This window comes from Mycobacterium numidiamassiliense, from assembly GCF_900157365.1.
GTDB lineage: Bacteria > Actinomycetota > Actinomycetes > Mycobacteriales > Mycobacteriaceae > Mycobacterium > Mycobacterium numidiamassiliense.
This window is the reverse complement of record NZ_FUEZ01000004.1, coordinates 2,166,341-2,182,899: the sequence shown is the minus strand read 5'-3', so window position 1 is coordinate 2,182,899 and position 16,559 is coordinate 2,166,341. Positions and strand designations below refer to the sequence as shown.

The following is a 16,559-nucleotide window of genomic DNA, read 5'->3' as shown; positions in this document are numbered from 1 at the left end:
CCGGACCACTAGGGCATCGGCTGAGGCTAGTGCGGACCCATCATTCCGCCCGGCCCCATCATCCCGCCGGGCCCCATCATTCCGCCGGGCCCCATCATTCCGCCCGGCCCCATCATTTCGCCCGAGTTCATCATCGGGCATCCCGCCATGCCGCCGGAATGAGTCCGGCTGCCGGGCCAACCATCACGGTCCCAGCCATGCTCGTTACCCGAGGACCAGCCCAACAAGACTCCCGAGAAGAAGATCACCGCAAGGACGAACACGACACCGGCAACGATGACCACCCAGGCAGCGGCCTGACCAAGCCGACTCGGCCGACCGTGCGGTGCGTCGCCGGTCGGCTGTCCGATCGCGGTGGAGCGCTCGGCCTCGAGTTCAGATTCATCCGTCATGATTCGAATGATGTCCCACATCCGACCCTTGCCGGTAGGGCCCATCGGCCCTAGAAATGCCCGTCAGCGCCGGCGGCGGTGACATCTCCAAACCAAAAGGTCTCTGCCGCTTGACCGCATCGGCGTCCTCGCCCAGCAGAAGGGAGCGGACAAGCCGGCGCGGCCCGAAAGGCCGCAGCATATAGCTGGCCGGACGAGGGCGCACTCTCTGCGGCCACCAGAACCAGCGCCCCAGCAATGCGGCGATCGACGGCGTCATCAAGGAGCGCACGACCAGGGTGTCGAATAGCAGGCCGAGGCCGATCGTGGTGCCGGCCTGGCCAATCGAGCTGAGATCGCTCGCGGCCATCGACATCATGGTGAAGGCGAACACCAGCCCCGCCGCCGTGACGACACCGCCGGTCTCCCCCATCGAGCGGATGATGCCGGTCTTCAGGCCTGCTCCGATCTCCTCCTGGAACCGTGACACCAGTAGCAGGTTGTAATCGGATCCCACAGCCAGCAGGATGATCAATCCGAACACCGGTGCGATCCAGTTGAGATCCAGACCTAAGACGTGTTGCCACACCAATACCGACAGCCCGAATGCGGCACCCAGCGACAGCAGCACCGTACCGACGATCACTAGGGACGCGACCAGGGCCCGCGTGATAATCACCATGACGACGAAAATCAGTGTCAGGGCGGCGATTCCGACGATCAGCAGGTCATAGTTGGAACCGGACTGGATGTCGCGGTAGATCGCGGCCGTCCCGGCGAGATAGAACTTGGCGCCGGTGAGCGTCGTCCCCTTCACCGCGTCATGTGCGGCGGCCAGTTCGGGCTTGACCGCGGAAATGCCTGCCGGGGTGGCCGGGTCCGCATCATGGGTGATGATGAAGCGCGCGGCCTTGCCATCCGGCGACAGGAAGAGTTTCAGGCCGCGCTGGAAGTCGGGATTCTGGAACGCTTCCGGGGGCAAATAGAAGTAGTCGCCACTCCTGGCGGCGTCGAAGGCCTGACCCATCGCGCTCGCCGTATCGGTCATCTGGGCCATTTGCGTGACCAGACCCGAGAAGCTGCTGTGCATCGTGAGCAGCGTCCCCTGCATGGACGTCGCGACGGCGATGATCGGCGGAAACTGGGCCAGCATCTGGGGAATGATCGCGTCGACATTGTTCATGTCCTTGACCAGCGTGCTCATGTTCTCGCTGAACTTGTCCACACCGTCGATCGCTTCGAACACCGACCTCGAAGCCCAACAGACCGGGATGTTGAAACAATGTGGTTCCCAATACAAGTAGCTGCGGAACGGCCTCGCGAAATCGTCGAAGTCCGCCAGATGGTCTCGCATCTCGTTCAGCGTGGATTGCATGTCGCCCATGTCGCCGACCATGTGATGAGTCGTGCTGCTCATCTGACCGAGCAAACCCTGCATCCGCTGCATCGAGCCGACCATGGCGCCGAGGTCGTCGCTCATCGCGAGCATGTCGGCCGTCCGGTCCTTCATGAATTGCAGGTTCTGCTGGATCGGAATCGATTGGGCACTGATCTGGAACGGTATCGACGTGTGCTCGATCGGCCCGCCCAGCGGCCGGGTGATGCTTTGCACCATCGCGATACCCGGCGACCGAAACACATCTTTGGCGAGGCGGTCGAGAATGATCATGTCGCCGCTGTTCCGCATGTCGTGATCGCTCTCGATCATGAGGATGTCGGGATTCATGGTCGCGGCACTGAAATGGCGCTCCGCGGCCGCATACCCGACATTCGATGGCAAGTTGTCGGGTATGTAGTAGCGATCGTTGTAGCTGACCTTCATGCTCGGCATGATGAGGATGCCGACGATTGCGATGGCCAGCGAGGCCGCGAACACCGCACCGGGCCAGCGCACCGTGGCGGTGCCGATGCGCCGCCACCCACGCGTCTTGATCATCCGTCTCGGGTCGAGCAAACCAAACCGCGTGGCCACCGCGACGACGGCCGGCGCCGCGGTCAGCGCTCCCGCGACGACGACCAGCAGCCCCAGAGCGGACGGGATGCCCAGCGCCTTGAAATACGACAGCCGCGCCAAGTGCAGACAGAAGGTAGCTCCCGCGATCGTCAACCCCGAGCCCAAGATGATGTGCGAGGTCCCACGAAACATCGTGTAGTAGGCGGCTTCCCGATCCTGACCGGCTTGACGAGCCTCCTGGTAGCGACCGATGAGAAATATCGCGTAGTCGGTGCCGGCCGCGATTGCCAACGAAGACAGCATGGCGACGACGAAGGTCGAAAACCCCAGCAGGTCGTAGTTACCCAACAGCGCGATGAGCCCTCTGGCCGTGCCCATCTCGAAACCGACCATGACCAGAACCAAAAGCATCGTGGTGACCGAACGATAGGCGATGAACAGCATGATCATGATGACCACACCGGTGACGCCCATCATTTTGAACATGCTTTTGTCGGCGGCTTCGTTCATGTCCGTCGTCAGCGGCGCCGGACCGGTGACGTACACCTTGAGCCCTTTGGGCGGCGCTGACTTGTCGACGATCTTCCGCACCGCGTCGACAGACTCGTTGCCCAGGGTGCTGCCCTGGTTGCCGGCCAGGTTGAGTTGTACGTAGGCGGCTTTGCCGTCGCGGCTCTGGACGCCGGCGGCGGTGAGCGGGTCTCCCCACACGTTCTGGACATGCTGCACGTGCTTGGGGTCGTCCTGCAGTTTTGTCACCAAGCCGTCGTAATAGCCGTGCGCCTCGTCGCCGAGTTGTTGACCGCTCTCGAGAACGATCATCGCGATGCTGTCGGAGTCCGACTCGTGGAAGGTTGCGCCGATGCGTTTGGCGGCGATCATCGCAGGCGCGTCTTGGGGCGACATCGTGACCGCGTGGCTGCGTGCGACCGACTCGATCGGCGGCACAAGCACGTTCAGGGCCACGGTTAGTAGTAGCCACCCGATGATGATGGGCCACGCGAACCTGCGGACGAACCGCATGAATTTCGGACGGGCGTCGCGATCGGTGTTCATGCGGCCTTCACCAGACAGGAAGTTTGGGCGTGGCGCCCCACGGTGGATTTCTTGTCCTTGACCTCACCGTTGACGGTGATGCGGCACCCGATGGTGTCGCTATCGCCCTGTGCGACCACGCTGGCGATCACGGCCGGCACCGTCGTCGTGATCGTGAAAGTCCAGGGCAGGCTGGTGAAGTTCGCCTGTTCCGGCGCAGCCTTGGTGTCGAGGTAGCTCACGCTTCCTGCGGTGTCTCCGGGCCCGTAAATCTCGTACGTCACCCGCTTGACATGCGACGGCTCCAGAGGTTCGGCGCTGCTGCCGGTCGCGGTAAAGATCGCGTCGGAGCCGAAAACGCCGCGCAGCCGCATGACGGCTATAGCACCAAAGGCAACCGCGACCACCACCACAAGCGGCACCCATGCTCGCTTGAGGAAGGTCAACATTGGTCTGCCCATTGGTTTAGTCGCTCCGTCAGGTCGGTTGCGCGTCGGGTCAGCGTGCCGCAGCAGGGCCGTTGAGATGCCGTTGCGCACAACGTTGACTGGCCGCACGTCAACCTCCTCGCTTTCCCCGACACCCGCCGGCATATACCCTACCCGGTATAGTATATGCACATGCAGAGCACTGCGATTCGCTTGCTGGGCAAGCGTGCTGCGGGCAGCCTTCAAAACCGAAGATGAGTCTTCGAGACCAGATTGATGCGGCCTACTGACGTCAGAGCGTCAGTAGGCCGCATGTCGGGAGCGATCGAGCCCCTAGGCCAGCGCGAGGAAGAGCTTCTCCAGTTCGTCTTCGGTCAGCGGCTTCTTGCCCTTAGCCCCTTTTCCGGTTGTGCATTCGCGCATACCGGTGGCGACGATCTTGAATCCGGCGCGATCCAGCGCGCGCGAGACAGCGGCAAGCTGCGTGACCACGTCCTTACAGTCGCGCCCTTGCTCGATCATCGAGATGACGCCGGCCAATTGACCCTGTGCTCGCCGCAGTCGATTCAGTACTGCGGCGATGCTGTCTTCGTCTCCGACCATTGCTGTCCCCTTGCCTGTTACGAGCAATGATAAGCCATCATCCCCCGGGGGGTATTCCCGCTTCAGCTAGGGGGGCAACTATTGTGCGGCTCGTCGAGTCGGGATCAGGAGACTTTCGCCACCGGCGGCGAGTAATTGGGCTTGCCCAGCCCAAGCACGTGCTGGGCGATCATGTTGCGGAACACCTCTAGCGTGCCCCCGTAAATTCCGGCCAGCGGGGCGAAGCGATACGCGTACTCGGCACTGCCGTCGTCGGCGGCCCCGTCGGCCCCGAACGGCAACGTCGCTGCGGCCCCGTGCAAGTCCATCAGGTCCGGAGAGATGTCCCGCATGGTTTGTGCGATGGCAACCCGCCCAAAGATGCTCGGCGAACTCAACGCGGCCTCCAACCGAGCGAAGCTGCGTCCCAGGCGATAAGCCACCGATTTGTCGTCGACCGGACGGCGTCCGTTGGGATCCGGCTGGCTGACTCGGGTCACGGCTTTGTCCACCGCCTGGGCCATGAAACCGGCCTGATGCATCATGATCGACGGGTCCTGCAACCCGTCGGGTGCAGCCGCGACGGCGCCGTGCTCGACGTTGAGCGGCTCGCGCAGCACCGTCCAGCCTCCGTTGACGTCACCGAGCCGGTACTTGTCGTCGACCCGGACATCGCTGTAATAGACGATGTTGGTGCGGTCGCCGTCGACGGTGCGGATGCCCTGGATCTCGATGCCCGGCAAGTTCAATGGAACAAGAAACATGGTGAGGCTCTTGTGCTTTCGCGCCTCGGGGTCGGTGTTGGTGATCAGGAATACATATTGGCAGTTGTGCGCGCCGGTGGTGAACATCTTCGAGCCGTTGATCAGCCAGCTGTCGCCATCGCGCACCGCCCGCGTCTTACAGGTGGCGATATCGGATCCACCTTCGGGTTCGGTGTAACCCAGGCACAACCGGACGTGGCCGCTGAAGACCTTCGGGAGCACCTCCTCGACGAGCTCGGGCTTGCCGAATTTCTCCACCGAGCGCGCCACCATCGCGGTGGTACCCCAGGTCACCCATGGCACGTGCGCCCGACGCTTCTCCAGCTCCCAGATGCGCCGACGCACCCGGCTGAATCCGCCCTCGCTCGACGGCTTCCATTCCTTTTCCAGATACCCCTCGGCACCGAGGGCCAAGTGCACGCCCTCGTCGAAGTTATCGCCCGTCTCTCGGTCGCGCCGCCTGACTTCCTCGGTGACGTGCGTGGCCAAAAAGCTTCGGGCCTCGTCGAAAAAGGCCCTGTCCTCGTCGGCGAGCTCGACGCGGGAGAAATCCATGGTGTCTCCTTCCTAGGCCCGAACGGCCTGCGCCGCGCTCTCGCGGGCGGTCACGATCTCGGCGATGCGCGTGGCGGTTGCACCGGGATCGCCGGCGGCCAGCGGCCAGCCCCTGGCACGCACCAGATATGCGGTCGCGGCGGCTTCCGACGAAACACCAAGTCCCCCTTGAATGTGCACGGCCATGGTCGCCGCCTTGGCGGCCTCCTCCGACATGAACACGAACGCCGACGGCGCCAGCTCCGGACGCTCGTCGGGCTCGTTGTCCAGGAACCAGGCGGCGCGGCGCGCGAGGTTCCGCCCGCCTTGGACGGAGATGGCTATATTCGCCAACGGATGGGAGATGCCCTGCAATGTGGAGATGGGCACCCCCAGCGTGTAGCGGGTCTTGGCGAACTCCGCCGCGATCGTCATCGTCTCGTCGACCAGGCCGACCAGCGCCGCGGCGGTCAACAACCGCCATTCATCGAGCGCCCGTTGGTATTTCGCTATCGCATCGGACCCTTGAGCAACGACCGTTCGGGTGTCGGCGGCGGCCGGGTCCACCCAGGCCATCGGTAGCCGGCCGATGTTGTCGACCTTGGCGGGCCGGGTACCAAACGTCAGACGGACAACCTGGTCCCCGTCGCGAACGATGATGTGGTCGGCGATCGATCCGGTGGGAATCAACCGGGCACCCGACACGCTGTCGATGCGCACGTCCAGGGCCGCGAGCTGCTCTCCGTGGACGACACCCGCGGTGTCATCACCCAGTGCGTCCAGACTGGCCAGCAACCGGGCGGCACAGACATGGTCGATCCACGGAACCGGTGCCAGCGACCGGCCGATCTCCTCGGCCACCAAGGTGAGGTCGACCAGTGTCGCGCCGTCGCCGCCGCTGGACTCCGGCAGTGCCATGGTCGTGGCACCCATCGCGCACAGCCGCTCCCACAGATCCTTGTCGAAACCGGAAGCCTCTGCCGCACGGACCGTTTCGATCGGGCAATGGGTCTTGAAGAACTGCTTGTAGACCGTCTGCAGATCCACGTGGTCCTCGGACAGGCTGTAGTCAATCCTGCGCAGTTCGTAGCGGTCCATTCCTCAGTGCTCCTCTTGGGGGTATTCAGTCGACGTCTAAGACAAGCGGTCGAAGAAGAATTCCTCTGCATTGTTATAGAGGTAGTTGTCCAATACCTCAGCGGGAAGGTCCAGCGCACGCGCTTCGGGGATCACCCGGCGCATCTTCAATACCGGCCAGTCCGATCCGTAGATCACCTTGTTGGGGCCGCGCGTCCGCATGTAGTGCACCAGGCTTTCCGGCAGCCGCTTGGGCGACCACGCCGACGTCATCAGACGAAGGTTGCTGTATTTGATCAGCAGCCGGATCGCGAGGTCCCACCACGGGTCGGCACCGTGAATCATGCAGAGCTTGAGTTCGGGAAACCGCACGCAGACGCGGTCGAGATGGATGGGATTCTGCGCCTCGCCGGGGATCGGGGGGCCGGGAAGGCCGGTATTGATGCACAGCGGCACCTCGAGCTCGGCGCATTTGGTGTAGAGCGGGTAATACACGGCATCGCTGGGCGGGTACTGTCCATCGCCCCAAAAGCTGGGCCCCACAGCCGCATACGCGATCGGCAGATCCTTGACGAGGGCACTGAGTTCCCTTAGCCCGGGCATCGGCCGCAACAGGTTGAAACCGCCGATGGCCAACGCGAATCGGTCCGGCCTGTCCTCGACGAATTTGCGCGCGGTCACCGACGGCTTGGCGAGGCTGTCCATCAGGATCGCCCTGCGCACACCCTGTTCATCCATCTCGTCCAGCAACGCCGACAGGTCGACGGGCGCGAACATCGACTCGGGGCCTTTGAAATAGTCGTCGCGCACCTTGAGCATCCAGGTGGGTTGTTGCTCGGTCTCACCGAAGTGAACATTGACGAGGCAATCGATGACGTGACCGACTGAGCTTGCTGTCATTTCGAAATCGGCGCTTTCTCGTGAGCCAGGCGCTTGGCCCAGCGGTAATCTGCCTTGCCGTTGCCCAACCGCTGGACGTGTTCGACGAAAATGAACTCCTTGGGCACTTTGAACCGCGCCAGCTGCGCCCTGCAGTGTGTTTGTAGCGGCTCGCGACCCGTGCTGGCTTCGTCACGGAGTTCGACGAGCGCGACCAGTTCTTCGCCCCAGCGTTCACTCGGACGGCCAACGACCAGTGCGTCGGCGATCGCCGGGTGGGCGCGCAGGACTTCCTCGACCTCTTCGACGAAAACCTTTTCGCCGCCGGTGTTTACCACCAGCGAGTCGCGGCCGAACAACCGCAATGTGCCGTCCGATTCCAGACCCGCGCGGTCGCCCGAGACCACTACCCGCCTTCCGGCGACCTCAGGGAAGGTCTTGCGGGTGGCCTCGGGATCATTGAAGTATCCGAGCGGGATCCGGCCCTCCCTGGCGACCCAACCCACTTCCTGCTCGCCGGGCGCGAGGAAATGGCTGTAGTCCTCGGAGAGAACCAGTGCACCCTCGCGCAGGGTAAAGGTGTCGGTTCGCGTGTCACCACTACTTCGCCCGAAGCCCACGTTCCCGGTTTCCGACGAGCCATACCCGTTGATGAGCGTGATCTGGGGCAGCAGTTCCAGCAACGCCTGCTGGTATCTGGGATTCGTTGCGGCCCCGCCGGTGCCGATCCCATACAGCGACGACAAGTCGTATGGACCACGCCGCAGCTCGGCAACCAACGGCGCGGCGTACGCGTCGCCGACCATTGTCATCATGCCGACCTTCTCGCGCTCGGCCGTCTCCCACACCGATTGCGGATCAAGCTTCTTACTCGTGTCGTAGAGCACCACGGGCGTGCCGCTCATGACCGCTGAGAAGGCCGTCCACATGCCGGCGGCGTGCATCAGCGGCGAGACCGCGAACCACGCCGGGCCGCAGCCGCGCACCTTGTCGTGAATCTCGTTGGCGGACTCATGGTCCGCGCCCACCATCGACGAGACGTAGATGTCGGACTGTCGCCACAGCACGCCCTTGGGCCGGCCGGTGGTGCCGCCGGTGCAGATCATCAACAGATCATCGGGCGATCCGGTCACGCCCTGATCCGTATCCCCCTGCGCCAGAACGTCGTCCAACCGAACCGCACCGGGCAGTTCCTGGTCGGTGCTTCCGTCGTCTACGGACACCAATAGGTCGGCACTATCGGGCGGAAGCACGTCGGCGAACTTGGTGCCCAGCGAGCGGTGGTAGATCACCACCCGTGGCTGCACGTAGTCGAGCAGCTCACCGAGCTCGCGCGGCGTGTAGTTGTAGTTGAAGTTGACCGGGACGGTGCGCGCCTTGAGACAACCGATCACCATGTCGGCGTAGAGGTCGTTGTGCATGATCAGCGCCACGCGATCCTGTCCGCATTCCCAGCGTTCCAGGTTGTCGCGTTCACGATGGGCCCCGAACCCCTTGGCGGCCAGAAAGTTCGCGAGCCGACGGGTGCGGTCCGCCGTCTGCGCGAAGGTGCTTCGCCGATCTCCGCATACCGTCATCAAGCGGTCGGGCACGACGTCGGCGATGGCATCGAAGACCGCCCCGATGGTCCATTCACTCACGGCAGGAGCCGCCCATAATCGTCCTTTCCGCGTCCTAAGCGTCGGTTGGGCGCAGCGAGGGGAACTGCGGCGGCCGCTTTTCGAGGAAGCTGGTGATCCCCTCGATGACATCCGGACGCGGCAGCGACTCTTGAAGGAGAACGCCCGCAAGCGAATTGGCTTCCACGACATCGCGCACGGTGTCTCCGTAGACTTGACGCTTGATCACCGACATCGCCGTAGGCGAGCAGTTGGCAGCGATGTCCTCGGCGTATTCCAGGGCGCGCTTCATCAGCTCATCGCCTGGCACGACTTCTTTGACCAGGCCCAGTTCGGCGGCCTCCTCGGCGAGGAAGGTGCGCGCGCTCAGCAGCAGGTCCAGGGCAACTCCCACGCTGGTCAGGCGAGGAAGGATCCACGAGATGCCGAATTCGGCGATCAGCCCGCGGCGAGCGAAGACCGCGGCGAACTTCGCCCCGGCGGCGGCGAACCGGACGTCACACATCAGCGCCTGAGTGAGCCCGATGCCGACGCACGAACCATTGATCGCAGCGATGACGGGCTTGCGCAGGGTTGTCACGAAATGGGGCGGCCGTTCGCCGACCAAGTCATCCAGGTTGGCATTGCCCGCATTCTCCATCGACTCGCCGACCTTGTCCGCCGACCGCGGCGGGCCGAGATAGGCGCCGGCACAAAATCCCCTGCCACGCCCGGTCAGCACGATCGCCCGGATCGCCGGATCGTGTTCGGCACGGTCGATGGCGGCGTAGAACCCGGCGGCGATGTCGGGACCCCACGCGTTGAGCCGCTCCGGTCGGTTGAAGGTCAGGATTGCGACGCCGCTGTCCGTGGCCTCGTAGAGCACCGCATCGGAAGCACCGTCGCTGCCGGACATCCGCGGCACCTCCTCATGCGTGTACTACCGGATCCAGTGGGCTTTTGTACCCATACTGTATACCTATCGGTACCGCGTTCCACAACCGCCGACGCGGCACCGCAAACCGCGATCAAACAGCGGATTTCGGGTGGCCGAACCGTGGGTCCCGACGGCGTCGGTGAGGGTGTTGCGCGGGCGGTCAATTCCCAGAAAAAGCAAGGATTCAACCGGATTGGTGATCCCTAGCGCGACGTGCGGCCCCGACCGATGAGCCTGACGATTCCCAACAGGATGACCGCCCCCAGCAGACAGGTTAGAAACGAGAACAGCAGGCCGCGGCCTGCCACTTCCACACCGACGCCGCGGAGCACGAAGCCGCCGATCAAGCCGCCGATGATGCCGGCCACGATGTTGAGCACCAGCCCCATCCGGGCGTCGGTCCCCATGAGCTTGCTGCCGATCCAGCCGGCCAGGCCGCCGATGACGATCCAGCCGATAACGCCCAAGGTAAGCATTGACGATCCTTCCGACACCGGCCCGACGCCAGGCGAGTAACCCTCACCGTATGCCCCGCTCAGCGTCTTGGTAAGCGTGCGGGTTTGGACCGGCGATCTCGGGGTTACCGACAGCAAGCCAATCCGGACAGTTGGGCACCGAGGGGATCACTAGTGAGTTCGATCGCGAAAACAATTCTGAACCGTCTGAAGCAGGTGCGGTCCGCGGCGTTGCGGATCCAAGGGGCGCTGGCGGGCGCTCAGCTTCTTTTGTCGGTATGGCCGCTAGCCGCTCTCGTCGCCGTCGCCTTGTGGGTGCGACGTCGTCGAACTCGGGGCGAACATCCGCACTCCGAGAAAGCAACGCAGCCCGCCGATGCCGATGCCGATGCCGACAGTGAAGCGTCCGCGCCGTCCCCGGCCGACACCGCAGCCGGTGGAGCCCCCAGCTGACGTCGTGGTGGGCGCCACGCCGCCAATTGCAATTCGTTTTCGCGGTCGGCTACGCGGACACGAGCCCGAGCCGGCGATAGGCGCCCTCGATCTGCGCCTTGGCCTCCGGCGGAAGCTCGGCTTGCGGCGGCCGGGAATGCGGGTAGGCGCCGATGGGCAACCCCAACAACGACGCCGCGTATTTGAACGCACCGCCCCAGTGGGTGAAGTAGTCCGCCCGCCCGGGATAGCAGGTCCACCACGATCCGATATCCAGGTCGAATTGGTCCATGCCGGACTCACGTCCGTAATCCATTGCCTCAAGCAGTTTGTCGTTGAGCACAAGCTCCCAGTATTCGGAGAACAGCCGACGCTGCGGGGTCTCGAACAGGTAGCCGGCCGTCCCTAGTTGTGCAGGACAAACGATCCCGGCCCGCAACCACCCGGCGCGGTAGACGGTCCTGTCGCATTCCCACACCGCAAGGGCTGGCGCCAACTCATGCAGGCGCCGACTCGCCTCCGGCCGGAAGGCGCCCTCCTTGGTGGCGCACACCGCGGGCACCTCGTCGTAGATCCGTGCGCTCTCGGCCGGGGTCAGCACGTAACCGGAGGACGGGGAGTTGAACATGCCCAGCGCGATATCGGTACGTGCGGCAACGTATTTGAAGAACCTCAACACACCCTCGCCGCCGTGGGCCTCCATCATCGGCGTCTGGATGTAGGCGATGTCTGCGCCCGCCTCCTGGGCGTGCAGCGTCAGGTCAAGACAGTCCTTCGCCGACGTCGCCGCCGTACAGGCCTGAATGACGACGTGCGGATTCAGACTGCGGGCCTCCTCAATGGCCACCTCCAACAGTCGTTTACGCTCATCGAGGGTCAACGACCAGAACTCGGCAATGCCGCTGGTGCACCACAACATCGGGTGCCCGAGGTCACCTACGCAGTAGCGCACCAATGTCCGATAGGCGTCCCAGTCGATGTCGTCACCGTCGGTTCCACAGAACGGCGTGTAGAGGGAGTCACCAATCCCCCGCAATGCCCCCCGCGCCCACACGCGCGCCTCGCTAGCCTTCGCCATGTTCACTCCCTTTGTCGGCCAATCGATTTCGCGTCAGGTGAAGTCCGAACCACCATCGACGTTGATGTTCGCTCCGGTCATGTAAGAATTGCGCCGCGACGCCAGGAACGCGGCGACGGGTCCGATCTCCTGCGGCAGGCCGGCCCGGGGCATGTGCGCGGGATGGCCGAAATGCTTGTCGATGGCCTCCATGAGGCGGTAGGGGTCATGGCCGTCGACACCGACGGATTCAGCCCACCCGACGAGTGACTCCGACGCGATGCTGCCCGGCGACACCACGTTGACCAGGATCTCGTCCTTGGCCAACGACAACGAGAGGTTCTTCGAGACGCTGGTGAGCATCGACTTGGCCGCGGTGTACGCGGGCAGCATGACGCTTTGTCGTTGCGTGGAATGCGCCGAAAAGTTGACGATCCGCGCCCATTGCGCCTTGCGCAGCAAGGGAAGTGCCGTGCGCACGCAGCGCACCATGCCCAGCACGCCGTCCTCGACGGATTGCAGCCACTGGTCGTCGGTGAGGTCTTCGAAGCTGCCCGCCGCACCCGGACCGACCGTGTTGATGAGCACGTTTAGTTCGCCGCCCCATCGCTCCCCGAGATCGGCGAACGCTTTTTCTACCTGCGTTGCGTCCCCGATGTCGACGACAAGGCCGAGAGCGTCCGGGCTACCGCGACCCGCCAGATCGACGACCGCGCTATCGAGAGCGTCCTGCGTCCGGCCGATCACCGCTACCCGGGCGCCGTCCTCCGCAAGGCAGCGCGCGGTGGCCAAACCCATGCCCCGGCTACCGCCGACCACTACTGCTGCGGCATTCGCCAGCCCTAGATCCACGACTTACGCCCGGTCATCTTTGCCCGCCCAGCGTCATATACCAAAAAGCCTACGATAGGTATTACAGTAGCAGAAGGAAAAGTGAATGAGAGGCGAGTTGGCGGTCATCGCCGAGCGGCGACACGCCCACATAAGCGCAGGTGAGAGCGGATCTGCCGGTAGGTTTACGTCAGCCGGTGAAGCAATTGCAGATCGCATGCACAGGATACATTTTGATGGAGGTGCCCGTAGTGGCAAAACAGGCAACCGCCGATAAACGTCAGCGACGCGAACGGGGGTCCATCAATCCCGATGACATCATTAGCGGCGCATTCGAACTCGCTGAGCAGGTATCGATAGACAACCTGAGCATGCCCCTGCTCGGCAAACATCTCGGCGTCGGTGTGACCAGCATCTACTGGTACTTCCGCAAGAAGGACGATCTCCTCGATGCGATGTCCGATCGCGCGTTGAGTAAATACGTGTTCGCCACTCCGTACGTCGAGGCCAGCGACTGGCGTGAGACGTTGCGCAATCACGCGCGTTTGATGCGTAAGACCTTCATGGGCAACCCAATTCTGTGCGACCTGATTTTGATTCGTGCCGCGCTCAGCCCAAAAGCGGCGCGAATGGGCGCCCTGGAGATGGAAAAGGCAATCGCCAATCTGGTCGAGGCCGGGCTATCGCCGGAAGACGCCTTTGACACCTATTCCGCGATTTCGGTTCACGTCCGCGGATCAGTGGTACTGCAACGGCTGTACGAGAAGAACCAGTCGTCGGACGTCGGACCGCGAGCCATCGAGGACGCTGTTGCGATCGACCCCGAAAATACTCCGCTGCTGTCTCAAGTCACCCGGATTGGTCACCGGATCGGGGCGCCCGACGAAACCAACTTCGAGTACGGCCTCACGTGCATCCTCGACCACGCCAGCCACTTGATCGAAGAAGGTTCGACGGGCACCAAGGCGGCGCCGTCTCGGGCACGAAAGGCGACCAAGTCAGCCGGTCAGCGCGGTCAAACCAAGGCGACAGCGGACAGCTAGTTGCCAGATTCAGTTGTCACGCTTCGGGTTCCGGGACGTGGAAGTGTTCGTCGCGTAGCCGGAATGCTTCCTTGGTGCCGTGCTGGGCACGGGTTTTGACGAAGTTGAACTCGTCCGGCCCGAATTGCAGGTTCGTGCCGTATGCGTGGAAGAGATAGCTCGCTACTTCCTCGCCGTTGTATGCCTGGCTCTGTTCGACCAGCCGGAAAGCCTCCTTGGCGATGACGACGCCGTCGGCGGGCATCTTCGCCACCTTCTCCGCCCAGTACCGGGCCCGGGCCGTCACGGAGCCGGGATCGCAAGTGTCGGTGAAGATTCCGAGGTGCTCGAGCTCGCCGGCTTCGATGATGTCACCGGTCAGCAGCAGACGCCGGGACAACACCGGCCCGAGCCGGTGAAAGAACATGTGCAGGCTGCCCAGCGCGGGACCGAGGAAGCGGGTGGCCGGCATGCCGATCTTCGTGTCGCGCGCAATCACGGAGATGTCGGTCATCAGCGCCATCTCGAAGCCACCACCCAGGGCGTAGCCGGCGATCTCCCCCACGGTCACCTTCGGGAAGCCCATGAAATTGTGGTAGAAGCTAAATGACTTGCGGTCCACGGTAAGTCGTCTGCGTTGGCTGGGACGTCGCTTGGCTGCTGAATCATCCTGCCCGCCTTGGCCCTTCGGCCCGTACCAGCCGTAGGCGTTGTTCATGTCGGCGCCGGTGGAAAAGACGCCGCCGGCGCCACGTAGCAGTACGACGGTGATGTCGTCGTCTTCGGCGACGCGATCCAGACAACGGGCTAGGGCCTCGCGCATGGCGGCGTCATAAGAGTTGCGCTGCTTGGGATTGTTGAGTGTGATCGTGGCGATGCGCCGGTCGGGATCGAGCTCGAACAGCACGCGATCATCCGAAGCACTCGAGTCGGTCATGCGCTGGGTTCCTTTCGCCGCCTGCCGAATCTGGTTCCGGCCAGTTTGTCCGGCGTCGATGCCAACGTGTTGACCTCGCCGGTGCAGAGGACTTCGTCGTCGAGCAGGAGCCGCGCCGTCGACGCGATACCCCGCTCGACCTGCGACCGGGCGACGTCGAAGCGCAGCTCGGTCAGCAGCGGCGTCGGCCGGCGGTAGGTGACCGAAAGTCCACGCGTCTTGCCGGACATACCGGTGACGCAGTTGTGATGCTGAATGATGGAGTCGAAAAAGACCGCCAGAAAGCCGCCATGCACGAGTCCCGGCGGTCCTTCGTAAATCACTGGGAAGACGATGCGGCCGCCGGCGTTGTCGGCGTCGAGGTAGTCGAAGGAATACTCGGGAAAGCACGGGTTGTAGGCAGCGATGTCGGTTGCATGGTTGAGGTAGACGCGGCGCGGATCGCCGTCGACCTCACCGATGCGAGGCGAGCTGTCGGTGGGAGCGGCAGCGGCCAGCTCACCCTCCCATTCGTCGAACTTCGCCAGCATGACATCGACCGTGGGGTGCGGATGTTCGAGGGACACCAGCAGGGAGCTCAGCCGTCGCATGGCACCCGCGGCGGCCACGGTCTGGTCGAGCGGGGCCTCGCCGAACTTGGCGTCACCGCCCCGTGAGGTTCCATCGGCCATGCGAACCTCTCTTACCTGGTTTCACCCGGTTGTTCCGTCGGCAACGTATCCTTGCTAACTTATACAGCGTAGCAATCGTATTGCCTACTGTATGGGTAACCATATCGCCGAGAAAGGCCGGATCCGACGGTGAGTCACGAGGCCGCAAAGGCCGATGCCGAGGGATCGGTGACCGTCCACCGAGACGGCGCGATTCTGCGACTCACATTCGATCGCCCGGCGCAGCGTAACTCGTTGAGCCGACTGATGATCGAGACATTGGTCGAGGCGCTGACCGACGCCGCTGCCGACGACTCCTTGCGCGCGATTCACCTGCGCGGCGCCGGAGACCACTTCTGCGCCGGCGCCGACTGGGTGGCCACCAACAGCAGCGGACAACGTCCCCGCACCGGTGACCTGGTGCGCAGAATTCCACACGCCGCCCACCGCTTGATCGAGCTGATTCACACCATCCAGCTCCCGGTCGTGTGCAGTGTGCAGGGCTGGGCGGTAGGCATCGGCGCCAACTTGGCACTGGCCGCCGACTTCGCGGTGGCCGCCACCGACGCCGTGTTCTGGGAGCCGTTCATCGACCGAGGGTTCAGCCCCGATTCGGGTTCGACATGGCTGCTGCCCCGGCTGGTCGGCGTCGCGCGGGCCAGGCGAATGTTATTGCTCGGCGAGAAAGTCGGCGCCGCCGATGCCGCCGACTGGGGGATGATTCACCAAGCCGTCGATCGGGCCGACCTGGGCGCGGCCGCCGATGAGCTGGTGGCGCGGCTGGCGAACGGCCCGACCGTGGCGATCGGGCTGGCCAAGCAGGCGCTGAGCTTCGGTGCGCATGCGACCCTGAACCAGTCCATGAACCAGGAGTTATACAACGTCGAATTATCCTGTCGAACAAGCGATTTCAAAGAAGGCCTGGAAGCCTTCCGGCAGCGGCGAGATCCGGAATTCCGTGGTCGCTGAACCGATCAGGTTTCGATCACACTGGGCCTCAACCGAAGGGAACACGG

At 63.7% G+C, this 16,559-nt stretch carries 17 protein-coding genes; 2 read left to right on the top strand and 15 right to left on the bottom strand.

The window, feature by feature from the left end; translation table 11 throughout:
- Positions 1–26 precede the first annotated feature (26 nt).
- The 13 genes from MNAB215_RS18930 to MNAB215_RS18870 all read right to left on the bottom strand — a co-directional run bounded on the left by MNAB215_RS18930 (position 27) and on the right by MNAB215_RS18870 (position 12,955).
- Entirely contained in the window at positions 27–392 is a 366-nt protein-coding gene (locus MNAB215_RS18930) for a hypothetical protein (protein WP_077080179.1), read from the bottom strand.
- Positions 382–3,381, bottom strand: a complete 3,000-nt coding sequence (locus tag MNAB215_RS18925; RefSeq protein ID WP_245830351.1) for an MMPL/RND family transporter — start codon at positions 3,379–3,381, stop codon at positions 382–384. The genes MNAB215_RS18930 and MNAB215_RS18925 overlap by 11 nt, the downstream gene beginning before the upstream one ends.
- Positions 3,378–3,809, bottom strand: a complete 432-nt coding sequence (locus tag MNAB215_RS18920; protein ID WP_077080178.1) for an MmpS family transport accessory protein — start codon at positions 3,807–3,809, stop codon at positions 3,378–3,380. The genes MNAB215_RS18925 and MNAB215_RS18920 overlap by 4 nt, the downstream gene beginning before the upstream one ends.
- Positions 3,810–4,121: 312 nt before the next feature.
- A complete protein-coding gene (locus tag MNAB215_RS18915; protein ID WP_025735226.1) occupies positions 4,122–4,391 on the bottom strand; it encodes a metal-sensitive transcriptional regulator in 270 nt (89 codons plus the stop codon).
- A 104-nt stretch (positions 4,392–4,495) separates the two neighbouring features.
- Positions 4,496–5,689, bottom strand: coding sequence for an acyl-CoA dehydrogenase family protein (locus MNAB215_RS18910; RefSeq protein WP_077080177.1), 1,194 nt, complete (start codon positions 5,687–5,689; stop codon positions 4,496–4,498).
- Positions 5,690–5,701: 12 nt separating this feature from the next.
- A complete protein-coding gene (locus MNAB215_RS18905; RefSeq protein WP_077080176.1) occupies positions 5,702–6,766 on the bottom strand; it encodes an acyl-CoA dehydrogenase family protein in 1,065 nt (354 codons plus the stop codon).
- A gap of 36 nt (positions 6,767–6,802) precedes the next feature.
- Positions 6,803–7,645, bottom strand: coding sequence for an amidohydrolase family protein (locus MNAB215_RS18900; RefSeq protein WP_077080175.1), 843 nt, complete (start codon positions 7,643–7,645; stop codon positions 6,803–6,805).
- The gene (locus tag MNAB215_RS18895; protein WP_077080174.1) at positions 7,642–9,264 is read right to left on the bottom strand and encodes an acyl-CoA synthetase; all 1,623 of its coding nucleotides are present in this window, start codon (positions 9,262–9,264) and stop codon (positions 7,642–7,644) included. The genes MNAB215_RS18900 and MNAB215_RS18895 overlap by 4 nt, the downstream gene beginning before the upstream one ends.
- A gap of 34 nt (positions 9,265–9,298) precedes the next feature.
- The gene (locus MNAB215_RS18890; protein ID WP_077080173.1) at positions 9,299–10,138 is read right to left on the bottom strand and encodes an enoyl-CoA hydratase; all 840 of its coding nucleotides are present in this window, start codon (positions 10,136–10,138) and stop codon (positions 9,299–9,301) included.
- A gap of 224 nt (positions 10,139–10,362) precedes the next feature.
- A complete protein-coding gene (locus MNAB215_RS18885) occupies positions 10,363–10,635 on the bottom strand; it encodes a GlsB/YeaQ/YmgE family stress response membrane protein (protein WP_077080172.1) in 273 nt (90 codons plus the stop codon).
- 264 nt (positions 10,636–10,899) lie between these two features.
- Entirely contained in the window at positions 10,900–11,085 is a 186-nt protein-coding gene (locus MNAB215_RS18880; protein ID WP_077080171.1) for a hypothetical protein, read from the bottom strand.
- A gap of 31 nt (positions 11,086–11,116) precedes the next feature.
- Positions 11,117–12,124: a dihydrodipicolinate synthase family protein gene (locus MNAB215_RS18875; protein ID WP_077082143.1), complete on the bottom strand. Its 1,008-nt coding sequence runs from the start codon at positions 12,122–12,124 to the stop codon at positions 11,117–11,119.
- Positions 12,125–12,157: 33 nt separating this feature from the next.
- Positions 12,158–12,955, bottom strand: coding sequence for an SDR family NAD(P)-dependent oxidoreductase (locus MNAB215_RS18870; protein ID WP_077080170.1), 798 nt, complete (start codon positions 12,953–12,955; stop codon positions 12,158–12,160).
- A gap of 215 nt (positions 12,956–13,170) precedes the next feature.
- On the opposite strand from MNAB215_RS18870, the gene MNAB215_RS18865 reads away from it, so the two are divergent.
- On the top strand, positions 13,171–13,977 hold the full coding sequence (locus MNAB215_RS18865) for a TetR/AcrR family transcriptional regulator (protein WP_077080169.1): 807 nt from the start codon (positions 13,171–13,173) through the stop codon (positions 13,975–13,977).
- Between the two features lie 16 nt (positions 13,978–13,993).
- On the opposite strand, the gene MNAB215_RS18860 is transcribed toward MNAB215_RS18865, so the two are convergent.
- Both MNAB215_RS18860 and MNAB215_RS18855 read right to left on the bottom strand, forming a co-directional pair.
- Positions 13,994–14,893 carry an enoyl-CoA hydratase/isomerase family protein gene (locus MNAB215_RS18860; RefSeq protein WP_077080168.1) on the bottom strand — a complete coding sequence of 300 codons (900 nt, stop codon included), beginning with the start codon at positions 14,891–14,893 and terminating at the stop codon, positions 13,994–13,996.
- Positions 14,890–15,564: a hotdog family protein gene (locus tag MNAB215_RS18855; protein WP_077080167.1), complete on the bottom strand. Its 675-nt coding sequence runs from the start codon at positions 15,562–15,564 to the stop codon at positions 14,890–14,892. Before MNAB215_RS18855 ends, MNAB215_RS18860 begins: the two co-directional genes overlap by 4 nt.
- Before the next feature lie 129 nt (positions 15,565–15,693).
- Here MNAB215_RS18855 and MNAB215_RS18850 point away from each other — a divergent pair, with 129 nt between their 5' ends.
- On the top strand, positions 15,694–16,512 hold the full coding sequence (locus MNAB215_RS18850) for an enoyl-CoA hydratase/isomerase family protein (protein WP_077080166.1): 819 nt from the start codon (positions 15,694–15,696) through the stop codon (positions 16,510–16,512).
- The last annotated feature ends 47 nt before the right edge of the window (positions 16,513–16,559 follow it).